The organism is Vibrio profundum (assembly GCF_050337555.1).
Taxonomy (GTDB): Bacteria; Pseudomonadota; Gammaproteobacteria; order Enterobacterales; family Vibrionaceae; genus Vibrio; species Vibrio profundum.
In genome coordinates, this window is sequence record NZ_JAKJTA010000005.1 from 204,352 (window position 1) to 225,378 (window position 21,027).

Annotated in this window: 17 protein-coding genes and 3 pseudogenes; 12 read left to right on the forward strand and 8 right to left on the reverse strand. The window is 39.5% G+C overall.

The window, feature by feature from the left end; translation table 11 throughout:
- The first annotated feature begins 99 nt into the window (after positions 1 to 99).
- The 3 genes from L4C34_RS05320 (at position 100) to L4C34_RS05330 (ending at position 7,681) form a co-directional block, all read left to right on the forward strand.
- Positions 100 to 5,967 (forward strand): AAA family ATPase, encoded by a 5,868-nt coding sequence (locus L4C34_RS05320; RefSeq protein WP_428788313.1) that lies wholly within the window; start codon positions 100 to 102, stop codon positions 5,965 to 5,967.
- Entirely contained in the window at positions 5,960 to 7,198 is a 1,239-nt protein-coding gene (locus tag L4C34_RS05325) for a hybrid sensor histidine kinase/response regulator (RefSeq protein ID WP_428788314.1), read from the forward strand. Before L4C34_RS05320 ends, L4C34_RS05325 begins: the two co-directional genes overlap by 8 nt.
- Before the next feature lie 111 nt (positions 7,199 to 7,309).
- A complete protein-coding gene (locus L4C34_RS05330) occupies positions 7,310 to 7,681 on the forward strand; it encodes a hypothetical protein (RefSeq protein ID WP_428788315.1) in 372 nt (123 codons plus the stop codon).
- Positions 7,682 to 7,832: 151 nt separating this feature from the next.
- Here L4C34_RS05330 and arsB read toward each other — a convergent pair whose 3' ends face one another.
- Together arsB and L4C34_RS05340 are read right to left on the reverse strand one after the other, a co-directional pair.
- On the reverse strand, positions 7,833 to 8,906 hold the full coding sequence (gene arsB, locus L4C34_RS05335) for an ACR3 family arsenite efflux transporter (RefSeq protein WP_428788316.1): 1,074 nt from the start codon (positions 8,904 to 8,906) through the stop codon (positions 7,833 to 7,835).
- 93 nt (positions 8,907 to 8,999) lie between these two features.
- Positions 9,000 to 9,341 carry an ArsR/SmtB family transcription factor gene (locus L4C34_RS05340; RefSeq protein WP_428788317.1) on the reverse strand — a complete coding sequence of 114 codons (342 nt, stop codon included), beginning with the start codon at positions 9,339 to 9,341 and terminating at the stop codon, positions 9,000 to 9,002.
- Between the two features lie 249 nt (positions 9,342 to 9,590).
- On the opposite strand from L4C34_RS05340, the gene L4C34_RS05345 reads away from it, so the two are divergent.
- On the forward strand, positions 9,591 to 9,881 hold the full coding sequence (locus L4C34_RS05345) for a putative quinol monooxygenase (protein ID WP_428788318.1): 291 nt from the start codon (positions 9,591 to 9,593) through the stop codon (positions 9,879 to 9,881).
- 59 nt (positions 9,882 to 9,940) lie between these two features.
- On the opposite strand, the gene L4C34_RS05350 is transcribed toward L4C34_RS05345, so the two are convergent.
- Complete coding sequence (locus tag L4C34_RS05350; protein WP_428788319.1) at positions 9,941 to 10,861, reverse strand: LysR family transcriptional regulator; 921 nt, start codon at positions 10,859 to 10,861, stop codon at positions 9,941 to 9,943.
- A gap of 128 nt (positions 10,862 to 10,989) precedes the next feature.
- Between L4C34_RS05350 and L4C34_RS05355 the strand changes: the two genes are divergently transcribed.
- The 3 genes from L4C34_RS05355 to L4C34_RS05365 all read left to right on the forward strand — a co-directional run bounded on the left by L4C34_RS05355 (position 10,990) and on the right by L4C34_RS05365 (position 13,168).
- Entirely contained in the window at positions 10,990 to 11,646 is a 657-nt protein-coding gene (locus L4C34_RS05355; protein WP_428788320.1) for an NAD(P)H-dependent oxidoreductase, read from the forward strand.
- A gap of 634 nt (positions 11,647 to 12,280) precedes the next feature.
- The gene (locus tag L4C34_RS05360; RefSeq protein WP_428788321.1) at positions 12,281 to 12,697 is read left to right on the forward strand and encodes a hypothetical protein; all 417 of its coding nucleotides are present in this window, start codon (positions 12,281 to 12,283) and stop codon (positions 12,695 to 12,697) included.
- A gap of 69 nt (positions 12,698 to 12,766) precedes the next feature.
- A complete protein-coding gene (locus L4C34_RS05365; protein WP_428788322.1) occupies positions 12,767 to 13,168 on the forward strand; it encodes a hypothetical protein in 402 nt (133 codons plus the stop codon).
- Between the two features lie 46 nt (positions 13,169 to 13,214).
- Here the strand turns inward: L4C34_RS05365 and L4C34_RS05370 are convergent.
- A pseudogene (locus L4C34_RS05370) lies at positions 13,215 to 13,634 on the reverse strand (IS1 family transposase); the annotation flags it as partial.
- A 120-nt stretch (positions 13,635 to 13,754) separates the two neighbouring features.
- Positions 13,755 to 14,366, reverse strand: coding sequence for a substrate-binding periplasmic protein (locus L4C34_RS05375; RefSeq protein WP_428788323.1), 612 nt, complete (start codon positions 14,364 to 14,366; stop codon positions 13,755 to 13,757).
- Between the two features lie 297 nt (positions 14,367 to 14,663).
- On the opposite strand from L4C34_RS05375, the pseudogene L4C34_RS05380 reads away from it, so the two are divergent.
- Both L4C34_RS05380 and L4C34_RS05385 read left to right on the forward strand, forming a co-directional pair.
- Positions 14,664 to 14,870, forward strand: a pseudogene (locus tag L4C34_RS05380) (IS4-like element ISPpr2 family transposase); the annotation flags it as partial.
- A 156-nt stretch (positions 14,871 to 15,026) separates the two neighbouring features.
- A pseudogene (locus tag L4C34_RS05385) lies at positions 15,027 to 15,222 on the forward strand (IS1 family transposase); the annotation flags it as partial.
- Positions 15,223 to 15,412: 190 nt separating this feature from the next.
- Here the strand turns inward: L4C34_RS05385 and L4C34_RS05390 are convergent.
- The gene (locus L4C34_RS05390) at positions 15,413 to 16,144 is read right to left on the reverse strand and encodes a substrate-binding periplasmic protein (RefSeq protein WP_428788324.1); all 732 of its coding nucleotides are present in this window, start codon (positions 16,142 to 16,144) and stop codon (positions 15,413 to 15,415) included.
- A 52-nt stretch (positions 16,145 to 16,196) separates the two neighbouring features.
- Positions 16,197 to 17,228, reverse strand: a complete 1,032-nt coding sequence (locus L4C34_RS05395) for an IS630 family transposase (RefSeq protein ID WP_428788325.1) — start codon at positions 17,226 to 17,228, stop codon at positions 16,197 to 16,199.
- Positions 17,229 to 17,358: 130 nt separating this feature from the next.
- Between L4C34_RS05395 and L4C34_RS05400 the strand changes: the two genes are divergently transcribed.
- On the forward strand, positions 17,359 to 18,315 hold the full coding sequence (locus tag L4C34_RS05400) for a substrate-binding periplasmic protein (RefSeq protein WP_428788326.1): 957 nt from the start codon (positions 17,359 to 17,361) through the stop codon (positions 18,313 to 18,315).
- A gap of 312 nt (positions 18,316 to 18,627) precedes the next feature.
- Here L4C34_RS05400 and L4C34_RS05405 read toward each other — a convergent pair whose 3' ends face one another.
- Positions 18,628 to 19,728 carry an ISAs1 family transposase gene (locus L4C34_RS05405; RefSeq protein WP_428788327.1) on the reverse strand — a complete coding sequence of 367 codons (1,101 nt, stop codon included), beginning with the start codon at positions 19,726 to 19,728 and terminating at the stop codon, positions 18,628 to 18,630.
- Between the two features lie 704 nt (positions 19,729 to 20,432).
- Between L4C34_RS05405 and tatA the strand changes: the two genes are divergently transcribed.
- Both tatA and tatB read left to right on the forward strand, forming a co-directional pair.
- Complete coding sequence (gene tatA, locus L4C34_RS05410; protein ID WP_428788328.1) at positions 20,433 to 20,645, forward strand: twin-arginine translocase TatA/TatE family subunit; 213 nt, start codon at positions 20,433 to 20,435, stop codon at positions 20,643 to 20,645.
- 2 nt (positions 20,646 to 20,647) lie between these two features.
- Positions 20,648 to 20,962 carry a Sec-independent protein translocase protein TatB gene (tatB, locus tag L4C34_RS05415; protein WP_428788329.1) on the forward strand — a complete coding sequence of 105 codons (315 nt, stop codon included), beginning with the start codon at positions 20,648 to 20,650 and terminating at the stop codon, positions 20,960 to 20,962.
- The last annotated feature ends 65 nt before the right edge of the window (positions 20,963 to 21,027 follow it).

A 21,027-nucleotide genomic window follows, 5' to 3' on the forward strand; every position in this document is an offset into this window, starting at 1 on the left:
ACTAAAACCTTGAAAGTGACAGTCGATGTCTCTAGTTAAACGTCGGCTTACATCGGGTGCGGCAAATATTCACATAATCTCGTTGGATGGCCTTTTTACATGGTAAATACACACATTGGTGGATACAAGGTACTAAGTATTATTCATTCTGGACCTAAGTCTTTAATTTACAAGGCCATTCGACTCCGTGATACAGTGCCAGTCATCATTAAATTAGCATCAAAAAACTCTCCTGAAAGTGAACAACGGCTAAATCAGGAGTTTCGCCTAGTAGAAAAAATTAGCGCGTCAAACTCTAGTCAGATTAGAGAGAAACAAAGGATTGATAATCGTTTGGCTTTGATCAGCGATGACCAAGATCTTCACTCGCTTAAAGAATGTTGGGGAAATAAATCTATAGATTTACTTGATGCATTACATGTAGCAAGAAATATAGTGGAAGTACTTTCGACAATACACAATGCCGGAATAATACATAAAAACCTCAACCCATCTAATATTGTATATAATAAATCCACATTGATGGTTGAAATTATTGACTTTTATGGCGCGACAGAGATCCCAAAGGAAAACCCGCGCACCCACGATGTTAGCATTGATCACTATGGATTACTCTTCATCTCTCCAGAACAAACTGGGAGAATGAATCGCTATCTTGATTATCGAACCGATTTTTACTCATTAGGTTTGACTTTATATTATGTGTTTACAGGAAATATTCCCGTAAACAGTGAAGATACACTGGATGTCATTCATCATCACTTGGCAAAAAATTTAGAGTACTCACGTCTTGATAAAGAAAATATCCCAGAGATAATCAAGATAATAAATAAACTAGTAATGAAAGGAGCAGAGGATCGATATCAAAGCCTATCTGGAATATTACATGATATAGACTTTTGTATAGAACATATTTCAACTGGTAATATGATCCCTAAGATAGTTCCTGGAAGTCACGACTCTTTCGGCGAGTTCTCAATACCCCAAAAGATATTCGGGAGAGATAAAGAGATTCAAGTGCTGCTGTCGTCTTTTAATAAAGTATCAAGTGAAAGTAACGGGATGTTATTTGTTTCTGGTGATCCAGGGATAGGTAAATCAGTTTTAGTAAATGAAATTCATAAACCAATCGTGAAAAGGAAGGGTTACTTCTCCTCGGGGAAATATGATCAAATACAACGAAATGTCCCTTATAGCGCGATAATTCAAGCTTTTAAAAGGTTGGTCAATCAATTATTAACCGAAAGTGACGAGAATATACTATCGTGGCGAAGGAAAATAATATCGTCACTTGGTGTTAATGGTAAGGTTATTACCGATGTTATTCCTGAAGTTAAGTACTTGATCGGGGAGCAGAAAGAGATACCTGATCTGCCACCAACTGAGTCATCCAACAGGTTCAACATGACCTTTGTCGCATTTATACAGGCCCTTACAAGATCAGAACGACCATTATGTTTATTCCTCGATGATCTGCAATGGGCTGATACGTCGTCGCTTAATTTAATAAAAACCCTCATAACATCTAAAACAATTAACAACTTATTTATGATAGGAGCATATCGAGATAACGAGGTGAGCCTAAGACATCACCTAACCAGTGTCATGACAGATATAAAGAAAGAAAATAGTAATGTTTCGGATATAAGGCTCTCTAATTTGACTAGTGATTACGTCAAGATGATTATATCTGAGTCGTTACCATGCTCCAAATCAGACAAGTCTGAACTAGCTTCAATTTGTCTTGAAAAAACAGGCGGAAATCCATTTTATCTTATGCAGTTCTTAAAGGCCCTATATGATGAAGGTTACCTTTGTTTTGATTCAAACAAAGAAATATGGAGTTGGGAATATGATGTAATAAAAAGAACAATGACCACTGATAACATTGTTGATTTGATGGTATCAAAAATTAAAAAATTCCCCAAAGAAACTGTTGAAATTTTAAAGTTATCGGCTTGCATTGGATCAAACTTTGATATTAAGACTCTTGGTATTGTTAGTAGGTTAGGAGAGGCGGAGATATTTGACAGTTTATCTATTCCAATAGAAGACGGGCTAGTTGTGCCACAAGATACTTCCTCGAAACATAACGAGTATAAGTTTGTCCATGATAGAGTACAGGAAGCATCGTACTCAATGCTTTCTAATAATGAAAAAAATGAATTACATTCAAAAATTGGTTGGACGTTATACCAAGCGTCAATGGGGATTATTGGAGATAATGTTCTTGATATCACCGATCACTTAAATCTAGGTATAGATTCAATAACGAAGAAAGACGAAATTTTACTTCTTGCTAAATTAAACTGTGAATCTGGTATTCGTTCAAAACATGCTGTTGCTTACGATGTCGCCATAAAATATTTCCAAATAGCAAAGAATATTCTAACTGACGCAGATTGGGGGTCAAGTTACGATCTATGTTTTTCAGTATATTTAGAGGGGGGGGAATGTAGTTACTTTCAAGGTGACTTTGATGGTTTCTCGAGTATGATGGATACTGTATTTGAAAAGTCACAAAATGTCTTGGATAGATGCAGAGTTTATCAGCAAAGAATCGCTCAGAGTACAACGTTAGGAGATTATAATAATGCTATTCGTCAAGGGATATCTGCAATCTCATTACTTGGTGTAAATTTACCAGATATTGATGATGAAAAAGGGATAAATAATTACTTTGTTAATGAATATAATTGGTTTGATGAAAGTTGGGGAAAGAAAAAAAGAATTTTAGAATTATATGACCTTCCAATAAGTGAATTAGAAAAAGAAGAAATGCTTATCTCTATATTATCTTCCATATTGGATTCTGTTACTTTAGGATTTCCAAATTATCTAAGAGTAGTCACTATCACGATTATTAATCAATCAATTAAGTCTGGACATACAAAGTATACTCCGATTGGCTATTCGTTTCATGGCTTAGTGATACATGAGGTTTTTAAAAATGTGGAGGAAGCATATGACTTTCATAGAGTAGGATATATGATTAATAATGATAAGATTGATAATAAATCTATGTCTTGTCGGGTGAAGTTTATGTTTGGCTCATTCGGAGTTTATTTGAAAGAACCTTATATGTCTGGATTTAAGTATGTTGATAGTGGTCTTTCAGAAGCAATGGAAATAGGAGATCTTAATTATTCAGCATATTCATTGACCAATTTTTCTAAAATGAGAATTTCTGCTGGTGTTGAATTGAATGAGATACTAGATGAACATGAAAAATATGTAGATACTGTCAGGTCTTTAAATTATGAGGTTATGTATAATCTTGCAGTTATGCAAGAAGGCGTTATTTTAGCTCTTAAAGGTGAGACCTATTCATTATCTTCTTTAGAGTGTAATAGATTTAATGAAGTCGAGGGGAGGAAATGTCTTTCTCAAGTGCCTCTTCTTTTAGATTTACTTGATAGTTATAAATTATTTTTATATTTTTTGTCAGGAGAGTATGCAGAGGCAATAAAAATAATAGACAAATTTAAGAATGACCTATCTATCATGGGCACTTGGTCACTGGAATTTCGACTTTACGCCTGTCTTGTTATTTGTAATCATCCGGATGAAAAAGAACGTCTTCGTTACGATAAAACATTGAATGAATACTTTGAACACATAAAAAGATTAGCTAATAGTTGCCCGGATAATTTTTTGTGTTTTTATAAATTGGTTTCCGCTGAAATGTGTAGAGTGAAGGGTGATATGCTCGATTCATTGGAGATGTATTATCAGGCAATTGATGCTGCTGAAAGTAACGAGCAAATACACTATTTGGCAATTTCTTATGAACGACTTTCTGTTTTCTGGCAGTTTTTTGGTCGGGAAGAGTTGGCAGAGTTGTATATTTATAAGTCATACTCATTCTTTAAGCAGTGGGGATGTAAAGGTAAAAGCGACCTGATGGAAAGAGAGTACCTGTCTTTAAGTGCTCAAAATGAAAATAATATTTTGGAAGGAAATTTATCATCTCATAATGATCTTGATTTTCAAACTATCATCAAAGCAAGTCAGTCGATATCAGGGGAGGTTGAGCTTAATAAAATGATCCGTTCTCTTATTGATATAGTCATAAAAAGTTCAGGAGCCCAATATGGGGCCTTAATTTTATTCTCCGACGGTGTTATGTCCCTTAAAGCTATATGCGATAAAGAAAAAATTGATACGTTTATAGGTGATGACTTTGATGGTTATTTCGACGAGGATTTATTACCTGTTCCAATAATAAAGTATGTTGAACGAACGAGTAAAACTCTTGTTTTAGACGATGCGGTAGATAACCCTGAGTTTTCTATGGACCCATATATAAGTAAAAATATGCCATCTTCAATCTTATGCGAACCAATTTTCAACAAAGGAGAGCTTAAGGGAGCTCTGTATTTAGAAAGCCGACTTGCTACTGAAGTGTTCACACCCGGGAAGTTATCTTCTTTGAAAATATTAGTTTCTCAAGCTGCAATATCAATTGAAAATGCGATGCTGTTTGAATCACTAGACAATAAAGTAAAGATTAGAACTCAGGAGTTGAATCAACTTAATGAAAGGTTAGAGTTTGAGAAAGAGCGGGCAGAACATGCTAGCCTTGCTAAAAGTACGTTTTTGGCAAATATGAGTCATGAGATAAGGACTCCTATGAACGCTATTTTAGGTTTTAGTGAGGTGCTCATTGATAAAGCGGAAAATTCAGATCAAAAAAAATATGCTACATCTATAAATAGAAGTGGAAATAATTTGTTGTCACTGATTAACGATATTTTAGATTTGTCTAAAATAGAATCAGGAAAGATGGATTTGAACCCGAAAAAAACCTCGTTTAAATCCCTGCTAGACGAAGTTTATATGTTGTTTGACAAGAGAATGTCCGATAAAGGCCTTGACTTTGAAATCCAGCTACCTAAAGATTTTCCCAAGTACCTGCTGCTTGATGAGCAAAAATTTAGGCAAGTCATTATCAATATTGTTGGGAATGCTTTTAAGTTTACTGATACTGGTAGTATACATATTACGGTGTTTTTTCAGGCCTTGGCTCAGTCGGATACTCCAACAATAAGCCTGACGCTAAAGTGTAAGGATACAGGTGTAGGGATTGCCAAAAATCAGCAAGATAAGATATTTAACTCCTTTGAGCAGGTTAGGGATCTTAAAGTAGAAAAGTATGTCGGGACCGGTCTCGGGTTGGCAATCACGAAAAGTATCGTTGAACTTATGGGAGGGAGAATCAGTGTTCAAAGTGAAATTAATTCCGGTAGTGATTTTGAAGTACATCTTCCTTCAGTTGATATGGTTTTAGATGAAGCTGAGCTTGACCAAAAATTTGTTGCCGAATATTCTGACGTGGATTTTGGAGGTAAAACAGTGATGGTTGTTGATGATATAGACTATAATCGTGACGTCATATCCGCTTTCCTTTCTGACTCAAATTTTAATTTTTTATATGCGAGTAATGGCCAAGCCGCAATAGAGAATGCTATCTCACAGCTTCCAGATATCATATTGATGGATATGAGAATGCCAATTATGGATGGTTACGAAGCCTCGCGGGCATTGAAAGACAATAGTAAAACATCTTCTGTCCCTATCGTTGCCATTACGGCATCCGCATCGCGCTCCGACGAAGGCCATATCAGTACATTCTGTGATGGCTATTTGACCAAGCCTGTGACAAAACCCCAACTGCTTTCTGAAATCATGAATCACATTAGCTATACACGTGGTGAATCAGTTCTTGATGACCGTCAAGTTGATATCCATGACTTTTCAATACCTCCTCAAGACGTGATTACTCAGTTCCATCACCTTGCAACTATGGGGTTATTAGATTCCGTAAAAGAAACGGCACTCAAGATGGTGGAGGATTCCCCAGAGCTGGAACCTTTCTCTGATAAGTTGATAGTCATGGCGAATAACTTCGAAGATGAAGAACTGGTTTCGTTCCTCGATTCAATACGGGAGTCAGGCGATGAATAGAAGTGATGTAAATAGCCACGCTGTCATACTTGTGGTGGATGACAATCCAGAGAACTTGGCGTTGATCTCGACATATTTAAAAGAGTGCGCGTATCAGATAGCCGTCGCTAAGAATGGCGAAAGCGCAATTGAGATTACTAAGAGCCTTAAACCTGATTTGATTTTATTAGACATACAAATGCCAAAAATGAATGGATTTGATGCATGTAAAATCATCAAGAAAAATAGTGAGATATCCGATATACCTATTATCTTTATGAGTGCATTAACAGATACCATCGACAAAGTGACAGCTTTTGAAATTGGTGCGGTTGATTATATTATTAAGCCTGTAGACTCCGAGGAGCTTATAGCTCGAGTTAATACTCACCTAACGATAACGCGGTTACAGAAGGAAAACTTAGTCGCAAATAAGAACCTTGAGCATACGAACTCTGAACTAACTAAATCGTTGCAAGAATTAAAAATTGCGCAAGATGCTTTGGTGATCTCTGGAAAGATGGCAGGGCTAGCGCCTTTAGTCTCTGGAGTCGCACACAGCATAAATACCCCTCTAGGTATTTGTATTACAGGTATATCTCATCTAAAACATACTTTGGTTGAATTGGAAGAGGAAATTAAACAGAGATCTGTTCAGGAAGCGTGGTTAGATGCTTATATCGACGGTTGTATCTCCGTTGTGGATGTAATGACCGACAGTTTGGATAGAACGAAGAACTTAATATCTAGGTTTAAAGAGGTCTCTGTCAGCCAGTTCCACAGGCACAATGTCACATTGGATTTAGTGGATTGTATAGGAAGTTTTAGAGATGTCTATGGTAAGAAGCTAAAGGATGTAGGCCATCGTCTATCCGTGATTATGCCTGAAAATTGTACGGTCAATGCCAGTCAAGATATCGTTTTTCAGATTCTAAGCAATTTGGTAGATAATTCGTTAATACATGGGCTTGAGGGAAAGTCGGTTGGGAACATTGTCATCGAAGTTTCCCCTCAGCCTGATGAACATATTTTACTCACCGTTCGTGATGACGGTTGTGGGATGAAAGATGAAGTGGCGGAAAAGTGCTTTGACCCATTTTTTTCAACTCATGATCTTTCGGTCAGATCTGGATTAGGCTTATCCATTACGTATTCGCTTGTCACCGAAGGTTTAGGAGGGAAAATCGAATTGAAGAGTTGGCATGACGGTGCCCAGTTTTCTATTGTATTTCCCGCCAGTAAAGACGGTTGATCAGTATGTAATGGACAACTAAAATTATGCTTCTTGGGTATAGTTGAGAGAAAACCAATCACTTGATGAGGTAAGCTGATGGCTAGTAGGAACATCCACGGAGAATGGACCATGAAGCTCGAAAACCAAATATTGTTTTCGGAGGTTTCAGGGGTGTTTAATCGGGAAGGTAATGAGGCTTGGTGCCAAGACGCCGAACAGCTGTTAATGAAAGGTTCGACTGAGACTATGGAACCCTGGTCTGTCCTCCTTGATTGTCGGCAATGGGGGATGGCACCTCCCGACTCTTGGGATATTGCCAACAATTTTGTACGTTGGATGTCGCAGCACAATGGAGTTTACCTATCAATTGTCTTCGACAAAAAAATACAGGTTTTTGCAGCTGACGACGGCTTTAAAGATCAAACAATGGTCGGTTTTTTCTTCGACTACAATGAGGCTTACCAGATGTGTGAACAAAAGCTTCGCGAACTCGATATTTAACTTTCAATAAATTAGAGCCGGATTAGCGACATTGCTAAAGCGGCTCCAGTTCAGTGTATCGACTCTATTTGCTTAACTACCCCAGAATAATGTAATCGTTGAGTAAATTGGAACATGGTGTGGAGGCTTATTAAGTTCGCTGTGGCCAATTTTAGTTGACAACAACAAGTGAATAGTGTTTTTTCATTCTAAGCGCCACGTTTACTAGGGCTATGAGCACGGGGACTTCAATTAACGGGCCGATCACACCCGCAAAGGCTTGATCTGAATTAATACCGAACACGGCAATTGAGACAGCAATCGCGAGCTCAAAGTTATTGCCAGTTGCGGTGAAGGCAATAGACGCGTTTTTGTCATACTCGATACCGAGCTTTTTCCCTATAAAAAAGCTAACAAAAAACATCAAGACGAAATATATGGCCAGCGGAGTCGCAACGCGTACGACGTCGAACGGTAAGTCTAAGATCATCTCACCTTTCAAACTAAACATGAGGACAATCGTCGCCAGAAGTGCAATCAAGGTGATAGGAGAAATACGCGGGATAAAGATGTCGTTATACCATTGTTCACCTTTGTATTTGGTTAGTAGGGCACGGCTCAAAAATCCGGCTAGGAAGGGGATGCCAAGATAGATTAGTACGCTTTGGGCAATATCCAGCATAGAAATGTCTACGGCAAAGCTAGAGAACCCGAAGTAGGGTGGTAATACGGTAATGAACAACCATGCCATTGCACTATAAGTGAAAATTTGGAATACACTGTTTAGAGCAACGAGTGCTGCTCCATATTCTTTGTTTCCACCGCCAATGTCATTCCAGACCAGTACCATAGCAATACAGCGAGCGAGCCCAATGAGGATAATTCCCATCATGTAGCCTGGATGATCGCCGAGGAAAATTAATGCGAGGGCGAACATCAAGGTTGGACCGATAAGCCAATTCATAACCAATGAGAGTGTGATGGCTTTCTTATCTCGGCGCACTTCACCAAGCAGGCGATAATCTACTTTGGCTAAAGGTGGGTACATCATTAAGATTAAGCCAATGGCTAGCGGAATGTTGGTCGTACCTGCCGACATCGCTTCATTCCACTGGGTAACTTGCGGGAAAGCATAGCCAATCGCCACACCTACTGCCATGGCAACAAATATCCAAATGGTTAAATACCGATCGAGAAAACCCATTTCATCGGTAGCGCTTTGGGTTTGGTGTGTGTTTGGTTCCATGGTGGTTCCTTACTATTGTTCATCGTCGATAGACGATTATTTGTTTGAAAATTAAGTGGCATCAAAGCCACTTACATCATCTGTTATAACAATCTATTGAAATATAGACGCAAATAGCGCTGAAAATTGATTTAATTTTGCGCGATTGACACGATAACAAACTTTAGGCGGGTTCGGCTCTGCGGTGATGAATTCAGCCGCCTTTAGAATCCGTAGATGCTCTGAAACGGTCGATTGTGCAAGCCCCAAATCAGAGACTAAATCGCTGTTTAAGCATCCTCCGGTGTTATCTAAATTGACCAATATTTTCAACACTCGAATTCTGGCAGGGTGCGCGAGCGCTTTTGCTTGTGCAGCCAGCTGTGCTTCATTTTCCGTTTCAACTTCCGTTGAGGTGAAAGCTTGAGTGCGGCTTGGGATGCATGGGTTGGTCATTCGTTTACCTACATAGTCAATCGTCGAACTACGATTGACTATAGTCTCATTGTTCGCCTCCGACAAGTACTATTTGCAGTTTCTCGTTATTTGTATGTCATTGACAAATTAAATTTGATAACGATTCAAATTTGAGGGTGTTTTTCTTAGTGAATATTACTTATATTCTAGTTGTCAGATGTGGCGGTGACGAGGCGGAATATCGCAAATGAAAAGCCATATAACATTCATTTATAGAAGGTTTACTGTATGACTCAGCTTACAATTGTTGCCGATATTGTGGCAAAACAAGACAAAATCGAATTAGTGAAATCAGAGCTTCTTAAGCTGATCGAGCCGACTCTGACAGAAGAAGGCTGCATCAACTACGACCTTCACCAAGACAACAGCAATCCAGCTCATTTTATATTCCATGAAAACTGGCAATCGCATGAATTGTTAACCAAACATTTAGCTAGCAAGCATATTGCCGCTTATATCGAAGCGACGGAAGGTGCGGTAGAAAGCTTTGTCATCAATGAAATGACCCGCGTAAGTTAGTTTTAGCCATTAACCTTTGTTTTAATTATCAATTTACTTAGAGTAGAAGGCTTGCTGGGCTATCCGAGCAAGCCTTTTTCTTTGAGAGTCGCTAAAATCTGTTCGGTTTTTGAACGGAATATATCCCGAATCTTTCGCACTGCGGGGGTAATGGATTGGCGACTAGGGCAAATCAGCCATAGTTCAATTGGTTCAGGCTGATGCTTAGTCAAAATGCTGACGACCCTACCTTGCATCAGATCGTCTGCAACATCCAAACTTGATTTTATCGCGTAGCCTTTCCCTGCTACACACCAACGCCTGACCACGTCGCTGTCATTTGACGCTCGGTTTCCTTTCAGTTTTACTTTGTAATCTCCCGATTCACTGGGGAACGTCCATTCATCGTATAGCATATCGCCAAATTGATAAAACAGCCCGTTGTGCGCAAGTAAGTCACTCGGCTCGTTAGGCGTACCGTGTTGCTTTAAGTAACTTGGGCTCGCACAGACCAAACGTGGTATAGAGCAGATTTTAAACCCATATAGATTACTGTCTTTCGGGGAGCCATAGCGCAGCGCCATATCAACGGAATCACGATAAAAATCTATTTTGCTGTCACTCACATCAGTACGCAGTGTCACGCTAGGGTAGGCGTCGACGAATTCATCTAACCAAGTGAGCGCTTGATTGCGGCCCAAATCAGACGAAACGGCAATTCGCACTTCACCATCAATGATATCGAGGTCATCACGCATATTGAGTTTGGCACGCTCCAACAATTGCAGCGCTTGTTCACATTGAGGGAGATAGCGTTCACCGGCGCTGGATATTCGCAAACTTCGTGTGGTGCGAACGAACAGTTCAGCGCCTAAATTCGCTTCGACCCGCTTGACCGCGGCACTGGCGGTTGCGGTTCGCATATCTAGATTAGTGGCGGCGGCAGTGATACTGCGGAACTCAGCAACCCTTAGTACCACTCTAAGATCTTCTAGTAACATATTATCAATCCTTATTTGATAATGATTCAACTCAGCAGCGCTTTTTCATTGAAGGTCTAGCGAGTAATATTGTCCTCGTTGTCCATAAGCGTATCAAGCGATACCACCATTTTAGAGAAGATTACATTATGACTCATCCAATTATTGCTGATTTAGAAAACCGTTACACTGCTAAACGCTATGATGCCTCAAAGCGCATTCCTCAAAAGGATTTGGATGTGATCTACGAAGCAACCCGTTTGTCTGCTTCTTCGATTAACTCTCAACCGTGGAAGTTTATCGTCATCGAAAGTGATGAAGCGAAGCAACGTATGCACGATACTTTTTCGCGTATGCACCAATTTAACCAGCCTCACATTAAAGCGGCATCGCAAGTTATCTTATTTGCCCACAATCCGAATTATAGCCGCGATGACTACGCAAAAGTGGTCGATAAAGGGGTTGAAGATGGACGCACACCACCAGAAAAACGTGATTCTGCCTTTGGCGCGTATGGCTTTGTTGATCTAAATACGGACGACAAGGGCAATAATGCGACTTGGACTAAAGCACAAACTTACCTTGCATTGGGTAATACCTTGCATGTGCTGGCACGTTTGGGTATTGATTCCACAACGATGGAAGGGATTGATGCGGAGATGGTGAGTGAATTGTTTAGCAAAGAGCTAGGCGGTTACCAATGTGATGTCGCTCTTGCCATTGGTTATCGTTTGCCTGAAGAAGATTACAATTTAAGCTTGCCAAAATCTCGCCTAGCGATGGAACAGGTGTTACAGGTTATCTAACCTTTCTGTTTCCTACCAATTTATACAGTCTTAAACAAAAAAACCTCGTTCAAAGAACGAGGTTTTTTTATTTTCTATTCTAAGATAAGAGCTTAATCGATGGCGCTGCTATCTTCGGCTAGGGCTGCGCATAGAGCTTCCTTTTGCCACGTTGTGGATATAAATTTGTTTGTGATAAGGCCTCCTATTGTAGGAATACAAAATAGTTTACTCATAAACAATAAAGTTTGTCTGGTTACAAAAAAGTTTGATCACTTTTTGGCTTTGAGGGCGTGATTAGCTAAACATGAACTATCTCATTTATGCCCCAAAGTTGTTTAGCGGAGTAAAGTGAAGGAGATTTACTGAGGAAGACTTGCCCGACAAAATGGTTCTTCTCCTATATGGATTCCATATAGGAGAAGAACCTAAAACTAATCTGGAATTCATCCGGTATATCTGTCTTTGATGTCGCTTAATGAAATGTTCAGTTTGGTCGGAGCAGATCACACGGACAAGTCCCTTTAAATTGGGTCGCTAAGTATAAAAAGCAGACTCAAGATTAGGTGCTTTCAACCGATGAACGCGCTGAGTTAATTCGCCTTAGAAAAGAAAATAAACGCTATAATCAACTAAACATGAAGAGGTCCGTGATATGGCTAAATGGAACAAACATGGTGTTTATTCGTTCGAACCCACTTACTGGGATGAAAATATCATTATCGCGAGAATTTCTGGGGTATGGAACCTTGAGGCCGCGGAAGAATTCGTAAACGATTATTATAAGCTCGTCAATGACGTTTGTGGTGGACATGAATGGGGATGTATTAACGACTTTAGAGATTGGGAGTTATGCACTCCTGATGTCATAGAATATTTTAATAGTAAAGTAACCGACTTTACGAACCTCCAAAACCGCTGGCAAGCAGTGCTACCTATCAACCCTTTGCAGAAGACTATTGTGCGTGACTACACCGCTGCAGCTAAAGACGTCCTGATTACTCGGCACTTTGACGATGAAAGTGAAGCGCTAGCTTGGATACGTAGTGAAATGAAAAAATCTCGACGTTAATACCGCGTTAGAGACGAGAGCCGTCGGCTATACTCGTGTAACAAGTTTGTAGCCAAGTAAAGGAAAGCAATGACCCAACGAAATATCCATGGTGGCCATGAATTTCACTTCGAAGGAAACCTCCTTATTGGTCGAAGTTGGGGTTCGTGGAACTTGGAAGCTATAACCACTTACGCCGATGCGTGGAAATCTGAGGTGCTGAGCAGGAACTTAGGTTATTGGGGATCATGTGTCGACTCTAGACAGTGGGAACTCGCAACTCCAGACGCTCTGGATGATATTTTCACCTTTACCAATTGGTGTTACGAGCACGGTTGCCGATTTAACGGTACCGTTGTGGACTCCGTCATGGCTGACAAAATGATAGTCAACGAATATGAAAAGCATGATTCGCAGCTCGATTACCGGACTTTTACAGATTACCAAGCGTGTTTGATTTGGTGCCGATTTCAAGCAAAAAAGTGGCAATGATAACGAACTGCCTGTCAAAAAACGGTCATGACGCCAAGTGGTTGATTCAGTAATAGTACTCTCTTTCAATAAAAGTACCGATTACCTTATCGTGCATAGCTTCTGACTTGGAAAAGCCGATCGTTTTTCTCACTCATCTCTTTAGTCGAGTGCGTAAAGTGAGATTGGTTCGCTCGATTCTCTGTATGTATCGTTTGCCCACGATGTGTTTTTCACGTGGTAAACTTGCTGTGTAAACACTGAAGTTATCCGTACAGAAGAAATTGACGGTAAAGGGAGTCAGCAAGCTTTGGAGACGCTTAAATGCTTGACTGTTCCGCTTGCCAAATGCGTGAGCAATAATACGTTTAAACCTCGGCTCCCATGCATACCACAATCAACGCTGATTCTTTTTATTCCCCACAAAAGACCATTGTTCGTCGACTTCGCAAATCAATTCAATACTCGCGGCATCAAACGGGATCGTGGGTAAGATTGACCTTTCTCAAACAGATTCTGAAGTCGTGAAAAAATAACAGAAATACTGCTCATGCCCACTTCCAAAATTCAGAGTCATACCATATATCAACGCCTTGGCGTTACGACCCTATTTTGCCCCCTCAATGTCAGAAAAATAATTAGCCATAATTTTATTCACATCTATTTTCTCTATCCCCTCATCAACAATCTTTTTCCATTTTTTTCCTACCTTATCGTTAGAAAAAGCTATGAATAGTTTCTTTTCATCCAAAATCTTTTCGTTCATCTGTAGTAGGTTCTTTTGTTCCCTAAGCTTGCTATTAGTATTAACCAAATATGCAAAAACGTTACTATCGATGACCGCAAGAGGGATTCTTTTGTTCGCGACTTTATACAAATTTTGGGTATCTCTAATGACAGCTTCGACTTGTATTTCACCGCTAGCAATCATGTTGTCTAACTCATCAGTGTTTGCATAACCACTTATCACACCAAGTTTCACTGCTTTCAAATCTTGCAAAGTAGACCAAGTGAACGGTTTAGATTTATTCTCAACGAATCCCAACGGACCTGTACCAATCGGTAATGAAAAGATAATATCTTCCGATTCGAAATAATACTCTGGAAAGTAACCAGCATATTTAGGCTTAATTTTTGCGAGCATGACCGCTCGCTGCCAAGGGTAGAACTCAACATGTAATTCATGCCCCATAGCTTCGACAGCTGCTTTTACAACCATAACAGTTGCCCCTTGGTGAATAAGATTAGGGCCAGTATACGGGGGCCATTCCAGTGAAGTTAACGTTAGCACATCGGCTCGTACAAGTTGGTACGGTAGTATAAGTAAACATAAAAATATCAGTGTTGTTTTCATATCGCTGAAGACATATTGATGCATTGTTTACGAAAGAATAGATCAGAAATGTGAATACTAAAAGCTGTGGGAATCCCCACGAATTTCCGCCCTTAGACTGATTGCTTATCGACCTTAGCTTTCACTTGTGATCAACTCATTGATAAAAAATGAGTAACCGTAATGAAAGCCTATCAAACACTAAAAAATGATATCGCTTCTGCTTACCCTGAGATCCATACCGCTAGATTAAACGCGGTGTTTACTTTCGTTGAATCGGGTATGACCGATCAACGACTCTCTGCTACCTACCTTGGCTGTGGGCTAAAAAATAACTCTGACACCGACAAAAAACACGACATCAAAAGAGCAGACAGGCTGATTGGAAACCAAAACTGATGGTACGGTTCAACACCTCGGTATTCGTTGGGAAGCCGTCAAGAACATCGAAGCTCAGTCCGTGCCAGAACAGGATGTATCTAAGGCTAAGTCATCTCAAATACATTGGCGTCGATGAGTTGGCCGACGACATGACTGGGGTCTTACCAGAGAATAGAGCGGACCAATCTCACTTTACCGAACTCGACTAAAGAGGTTAATGAGAAAAACGATTGGCTTTTCCAAGGCAGAAGCCAAGTACGAGAAGGTAATCGGTACTTTTATTGAAAAAAGCACTATTACTGAATCAACCACTTGGTGTCACAGCCAATTAATGAGCATATTCGAAACAACGTTTACTTAGCCAATAAACGAGAATTTGAGTTAACAATAAAGAAATTTTTATGGATGTATTACCTAATATCTCAGACTTTTTTGAATCTCGAATTAATGATAATTGTCGGATTGTCAAACCTGTATCTCAAGTTGAACAGGGATAAATCAAGTAATAACACATTCCCTATAGACAATTTTTAGTAAATGGGAGCCACCTCCTAATATTTTAGTATTATCTCATCCAAATCCCCATTAGATCTTATAATGTCAATTCCTTTTTGAAGCTTATCAATAAATTCATCTGGTGTATCTAAGCTAAAAGCATAATATAATTTGGATTGACTAAGAGTATAAACCACTTCGTAATTATAAAAGTCAATATTTTCCTTCTTCATAATCGATTTAGCCACATTGATGTCATAGGCTATTATATCAACTCTATCATAGTTTAACTTCTTAACCATTAGTTTGGGACTATGTGACTGTCTTAGTCTACCATCATTTACTCCAAGGGATAACAATAACTGCTCTCCAACATCGCTCCGTACAACACCAATAACATACTTTTCAAATTCTTCTGGCTTAGAGATTTTTATTTTTTTATCTTTTTTTGCTAAAGCAACTATTTTCGTTGATGTTATTGGCCCTGCCCATTTAAACTTAGCTTCCCGCTCTTTGGTTTTAGTCGTAGAAAAAAGCACGACCATAGGCCCATTGGAGAGGTTCATATAACCCCTTGCCCAAGGTTGCAGCTCAATTAAGTTTATGGGGTCGTGTATGGATTCAGCTGCTAACTTTAACACATCAACGGACAAGCCAACTATCTCTCCATTATCTGTATAATTGTATGGTGGGTACTCTTCCGTTATAAATCGGAGATTATTTAGCTCAACCGCACCCACAGGAACCGGAAGATATAGAAAGAGTAGTATTATGTACTTCAACATCATTCTACACCGTATTAATAGAGTAATTCCTCTATTAATATTAGCTTATACCCAATCAACTTGAAGACGCAGGCTTGAGCACCTGAAAATTATCATTGATTCGAGACGTCAACGAGCCTGCGATCTCTGGAAGAGTCACAGCAAAGAACTGGTCAATTGCCGACTTGAAGTCACGTTTGTTTTTAAAGTAAACGTTATTTCTCGACCTCTCGTTCATTACCTTCCATAACCGCTCTATAGGATTGAGGTTAGGACTGTAAGGTGGGAGGTAATGCAGCTCAATATTTAGGACAAACGCCGCATCTTTGACTAAATCGCTACGGTGATAGCCTGCTCCATCTAAGATGATATGGCGCTTGTGAGTTGATGGGTAGCTCTCACTTAGTTTGCAGAAAAAGCGAACAATATTTTCACTGTGAATGCTTTCGTAATCGCTAACAATGGTCGCGCCAATATCCGACAGGTTCAACCCTCCAATAATATTCAGTCGGATACGATTTCCTGTCGTTTCTAGCACTTTATCTTGACCAGTGCGTATCCAACCATGGGAGATTTTGGTCGATAGGGTTGGGTGAACGGCATCGATAAAAACTATCGATTCATCCTCGCCACAACTCGCTTTTAGCGCTTCATAAGCTTCAATGAAAGCTTGCTGTTTGACCTCATCAAACCTGTGTGGAATGCCTTTCGGTTTCTTGTAACTAAAACCATTATGGTGAAGCCATTTATTCATGCCCGAAACAGGATAACTCAGGCCAAATACCTCTTTAACATAAGCGACAATTTGATGAGTATGAGAATAGGTATTCTCAGTCAAATGTTTGACAAGGTGCATGGTTTGGGTAGCCGAAAGTTTGCTTTGGCTGCCACCATTTTCAGGCTTAAGCTTTTCTGAAAGCACATAATCGCTGAGGTGGTGAGCAACAGTCGATTCATGAATGCGAAGGGCTTGAGAAATCATGGTCTGACTCCAACCTTCAGAAGCAAGTAAGACAGCTTTAATACGGTCACGCACTCGTTCGTCACGAGTTGAATCGTGCATTTGTTCAAGTTGCTGTTTTTGTTGAGGAGTGAGTGTAATTTTCATGGCGCTTAGCATGATCCTGATTTCATCGAAAATCAAGCATCTTCAATGATCAAGGGTATATATGATATCGGGGCGATTTAGTAACCAGTTCCAGCAACACTACTATACTTCTTTTATACAAGGAGTAGTTATGCCCGATCCCCTAATAAGTGCTGTAAGGTTAAAGAAAGTTCAGACAACATATTGCGATATATATGAAGATGTGCCTTTAATAACAAAAAGATTCCGATTAGTAGGGGCACGGAAAAAAGGAGGTGTTGCTAATCTGATTATCCTATTCTTCTATACAAGTATTGTTATTTTTTCTCTATCTTCGTTACTCAACAAAGCCTACCCGTCAAATAAAAACTCGTTAACAGTAGCAGTTTCTCCTTGGATACCTTGGCGAATTCAATTGGATGACGGAAGTTGGGGAGGGATAGCGATAGACACAATAAAAGTTATTGCGTTATGTACAAAAACAAATCTGGAGCTGCTAGATGTTAAAAATGCTAAACGTATGAGGAAAGAGTGGGGGCGGCGTATCAACGCTGAATCCGCGATTTCTCCATTGTGGAGAAAATCTCAAGAGTCTAGTTCATCCTATACGAATCCATTATTTACAACATCCGATATTATTTTTGCCAAAAAGGGGAAATTTAAAAGCATTGTGTCTTCCAAAGATTTACATGGGGAGGAGATAGGAGTGACGGTTGGGTATTACTACCCAGAGGGGTTTACAGAAGCATTTAATACAGGAAAAATACTAACCAGTCCCTCAAACTCAAAAACGTTATTACCGAAACTTCTTCGTGGAAGGTTAAAAGTGATCATCATCAATGAAAACGAACTTCTCTACTTACTAAGTAATAACCAGTACAATTTCAAATATGAGGTAGACGACTTTGAAGTAATCTATCGTTTTGAAACCGTGCCTTTACACATACGACTTCATAGAGACTATGAACACCTAGTCCCTAAGTTTAATGCCGTTATTGACCAGATGAATAGCAGTGGTTTAAAAGAAAGTATCCAAAGAAAATATTCTACTTCTGGCAGAGGGAAAGTACCGAGAAAAATGGAAGATTGCCCATTCAAACCCAATTAATTCAGGCCTAAATATCATATACTTTTCGACAGGGCTTCCGTATTTGTCATAATAATCACTCCTATGACCACACTACTAGCCGTACTTGGGGCTAATGTTTTAAGTTAACTCAAATTGGTCAAATTTGGTTCACTTTCAATCAATGGCACCTATAAACTAGGTAGGATGGACTGCTCAGAGAATCATAGACATTGATGATGACCACTGGAACGGTGTACATGTCACAGCATCCACCGAAGTGACCCTCAAAAGCGATAATCGATAAAGACTGGAACTACAGCACCATCAGGACGGGAGCATACTTTGCTCGATTTATAACCCAAAGAAGACCTGCGCTCGAAAATCATCACACCAACCCGCTTTTTTAAGTTTCAACTTTTGACTGCGAGTACCACAGTTACACTGCTTAAGAAGATTCAACACAAAACGTCTGAATAAAGCGATATTCTCTACCGCATCTTCCATGACTATTCGCGAGCTGTCTTCTTTAAAAACAACATCTAATATGTAGTGCTGGCTATTGTCTATGCGCCAATGCTGTCGAATGTAATGACCCAGTAATTTATGCTTCGGAGCCATTGAACTGATGTAATAAGACGTATCGACTGTCCCCTTACCTTTGACTGTTCGGTGCCGCTCTACTGCAATGATACTCTTTACTGTCGGCCATTTGGCCTCAAGCTCTTCTAGCAGCTTGGCCTTGAGTTGGAATACGTAACGCTCTTCTTTTCTACCATGATGTTCTTGTTTCACTTCAGTGACTATTTTTTCCTTCTTCGCATCAAACACTGCCTGAAATTGAGACACCACTGCTGATCTTAATTTGGGTTGATTGTTTTTCACTTGAACAACGACGTGCGCTTTCTTTTCAGCGATTCTCTCTAGTGTTTCTCGTTGGCAATGAAGCGCGTCGATAGTGACTACGCTACCTTTAATATAAACTATATCAAGCATTTGACGAACAACACTAAGCTCACCATCTTTAGTCGCTGTTGGCTTCTGACTTAGAATTAAACCTCGTTCAGCATCATAGGCAGTCACCAACTGCACTGCTGTCTTTCTGTCATTTCGATACGAGCCTCTTAATACTTTCCCATCAAAGCAGATAATAGGTTTACCCTGATGACTTCGTTGTTCATTTATCCAAAGTACTAGTGCCTCAAACAAAGATTCAGGAACGACTGAAGCTAGGATCCTCGCTATGGTGTGCCTGCGTGGGATACCGTTTTCAAATGGGCGATATTTTCTCAACCAATCGAGCTTATGTTCGCCATAGGATTCAATAGCTTGCCAACCTTCACTGCCTGCAGCAACGGCACTAATTATAAGGAACATGACATCAATAAGGTCATGTTTTTGGCTGGTGTGAGAACGAGTGTCTACAACAACAGAGAGGTGATCGAGTAAGCTCAAATTAGCGTTCTATCAATGGGTTTTGCCTATTAGATCAGATTTATTAACAAAGTGCGATCCCGCCCTGGGGCGACCTTTGACCAAAGAAAACCAATCAGAAATATCGGCCTAACGCACTGTGCCGATAAATTCCATATATTTTAGTAAAAAAATAGATGAAATTTAAATTACCGATAATAACAACAACTATTAGATTTATAAATGGGTGTGACCTTAATATTATTAGCCTTGTCAATAGAGTGAATGCTGAGTTTACAAAAACAATGCATCACAATGGTTTTTATATAACATTAGAATTAATTTTCAAACAAAAAGACAGCACTTTATTACTATGTGTACCTCGCAATCGTTTGCAGAGATTGACTTTCAAATGTATCAAAATGTAAATTACCTCCCCATAATAGATACAACAAAGTTTAAATAATACGAATGACACAACGCCAATCCGTTTTTTAAGATTACGACGACTCAATGAGCTTTCACAATTGTTCAATAATCGTAAAATTGTAGACAAAGAAACTTGGAGGTTTGAACACATAATGTCTTATCGACCTTTTTGGGTAATGCTGGAAAATTAACGGTTGTGGCAGCCATAGTGTCGTCAAGCATGTCTCCTTCAAATTGGGTAGACAAAAGCCATCAATCTCATTGTTGGTGGTTACATTAGAATTTTAATTACCACAGAAAATAAATAAGGATTTACCATGGGTGAAATCTCGCTATCCAAACTCCTAGTTGTTGCAGTGATCTTCGTGATGTTATTTGGCACCAAAAAGCTTAGGACTTTTGGGGAAGATCTAGGTCTTGCTATCAAGGGATTTAAGAAAACCGTCAGTGATAACGATAACGCAACTAGTACTGCTGACAATGCTGATAGCGAAAATGTTGAAACCACCAGTAAACAAAATCTTTATTAGTCATGTTTGATTTTAGCTTCGGTGAAATTGTGCTGGTGTTTGTTATTGGGTTAGTTGTGCTAGGTCCAGAACGTTTACCTCACGCTATTCGAACGGTGGCGAAGTTTATCGCAACTGCTAAAAAAATGATGAACAATGTTACTCAAGAAGTAACAAAAGAGATTAACGTACAAGAATTAAATGCCCAGTTGCGTCAAGTAGAAAAGTTGGGAGTGGACGAGATATCTTTAGAATTCGAGTCTATTGATAATAAATTAAAGAGAGTTGAAAAGGACTCTATATCCGGTAGGAAAATTGCTGGGCACACAATAAAGTGAAGGGCAATATTCGCATTAGTAAATGATAAGCATTTCAATAAGCAGTCATGCGCATCGACTATACA

Coding starts and splice junctions, on each gene's coding strand:
- L4C34_RS05320 (WP_428788313.1), top strand. CDS start 100: ATGGTAAATACACACATTGGTGGATACAAGGTACTAAGTATTATTCAT.
- L4C34_RS05325 (WP_428788314.1), top strand. CDS start 5,960: ATGAATAGAAGTGATGTAAATAGCCACGCTGTCATACTTGTGGTGGAT.
- L4C34_RS05330 (WP_428788315.1), top strand. CDS start 7,310: ATGAAGCTCGAAAACCAAATATTGTTTTCGGAGGTTTCAGGGGTGTTT.
- arsB (WP_428788316.1), bottom strand. CDS start 8,906: ATGGAACCAAACACACACCAAACCCAAAGCGCTACCGATGAAATGGGT.
- L4C34_RS05340 (WP_428788317.1), bottom strand. CDS start 9,341: ATGACCAACCCATGCATCCCAAGCCGCACTCAAGCTTTCACCTCAACG.
- L4C34_RS05345 (WP_428788318.1), top strand. CDS start 9,591: ATGACTCAGCTTACAATTGTTGCCGATATTGTGGCAAAACAAGACAAA.
- L4C34_RS05350 (WP_428788319.1), bottom strand. CDS start 10,861: ATGTTACTAGAAGATCTTAGAGTGGTACTAAGGGTTGCTGAGTTCCGC.
- L4C34_RS05355 (WP_428788320.1), top strand. CDS start 10,990: ATGACTCATCCAATTATTGCTGATTTAGAAAACCGTTACACTGCTAAA.
- L4C34_RS05360 (WP_428788321.1), top strand. CDS start 12,281: ATGGCTAAATGGAACAAACATGGTGTTTATTCGTTCGAACCCACTTAC.
- L4C34_RS05365 (WP_428788322.1), top strand. CDS start 12,767: ATGACCCAACGAAATATCCATGGTGGCCATGAATTTCACTTCGAAGGA.
- L4C34_RS05375 (WP_428788323.1), bottom strand. CDS start 14,366: ATGGTTGTAAAAGCAGCTGTCGAAGCTATGGGGCATGAATTACATGTT.
- L4C34_RS05390 (WP_428788324.1), bottom strand. CDS start 16,144: ATGATGTTGAAGTACATAATACTACTCTTTCTATATCTTCCGGTTCCT.
- L4C34_RS05395 (WP_428788325.1), bottom strand. CDS start 17,228: ATGAAAATTACACTCACTCCTCAACAAAAACAGCAACTTGAACAAATG.
- L4C34_RS05400 (WP_428788326.1), top strand. CDS start 17,359: ATGCCCGATCCCCTAATAAGTGCTGTAAGGTTAAAGAAAGTTCAGACA.
- tatA (WP_428788328.1), top strand. CDS start 20,433: ATGGGTGAAATCTCGCTATCCAAACTCCTAGTTGTTGCAGTGATCTTC.
- tatB (WP_428788329.1), top strand. CDS start 20,648: ATGTTTGATTTTAGCTTCGGTGAAATTGTGCTGGTGTTTGTTATTGGG.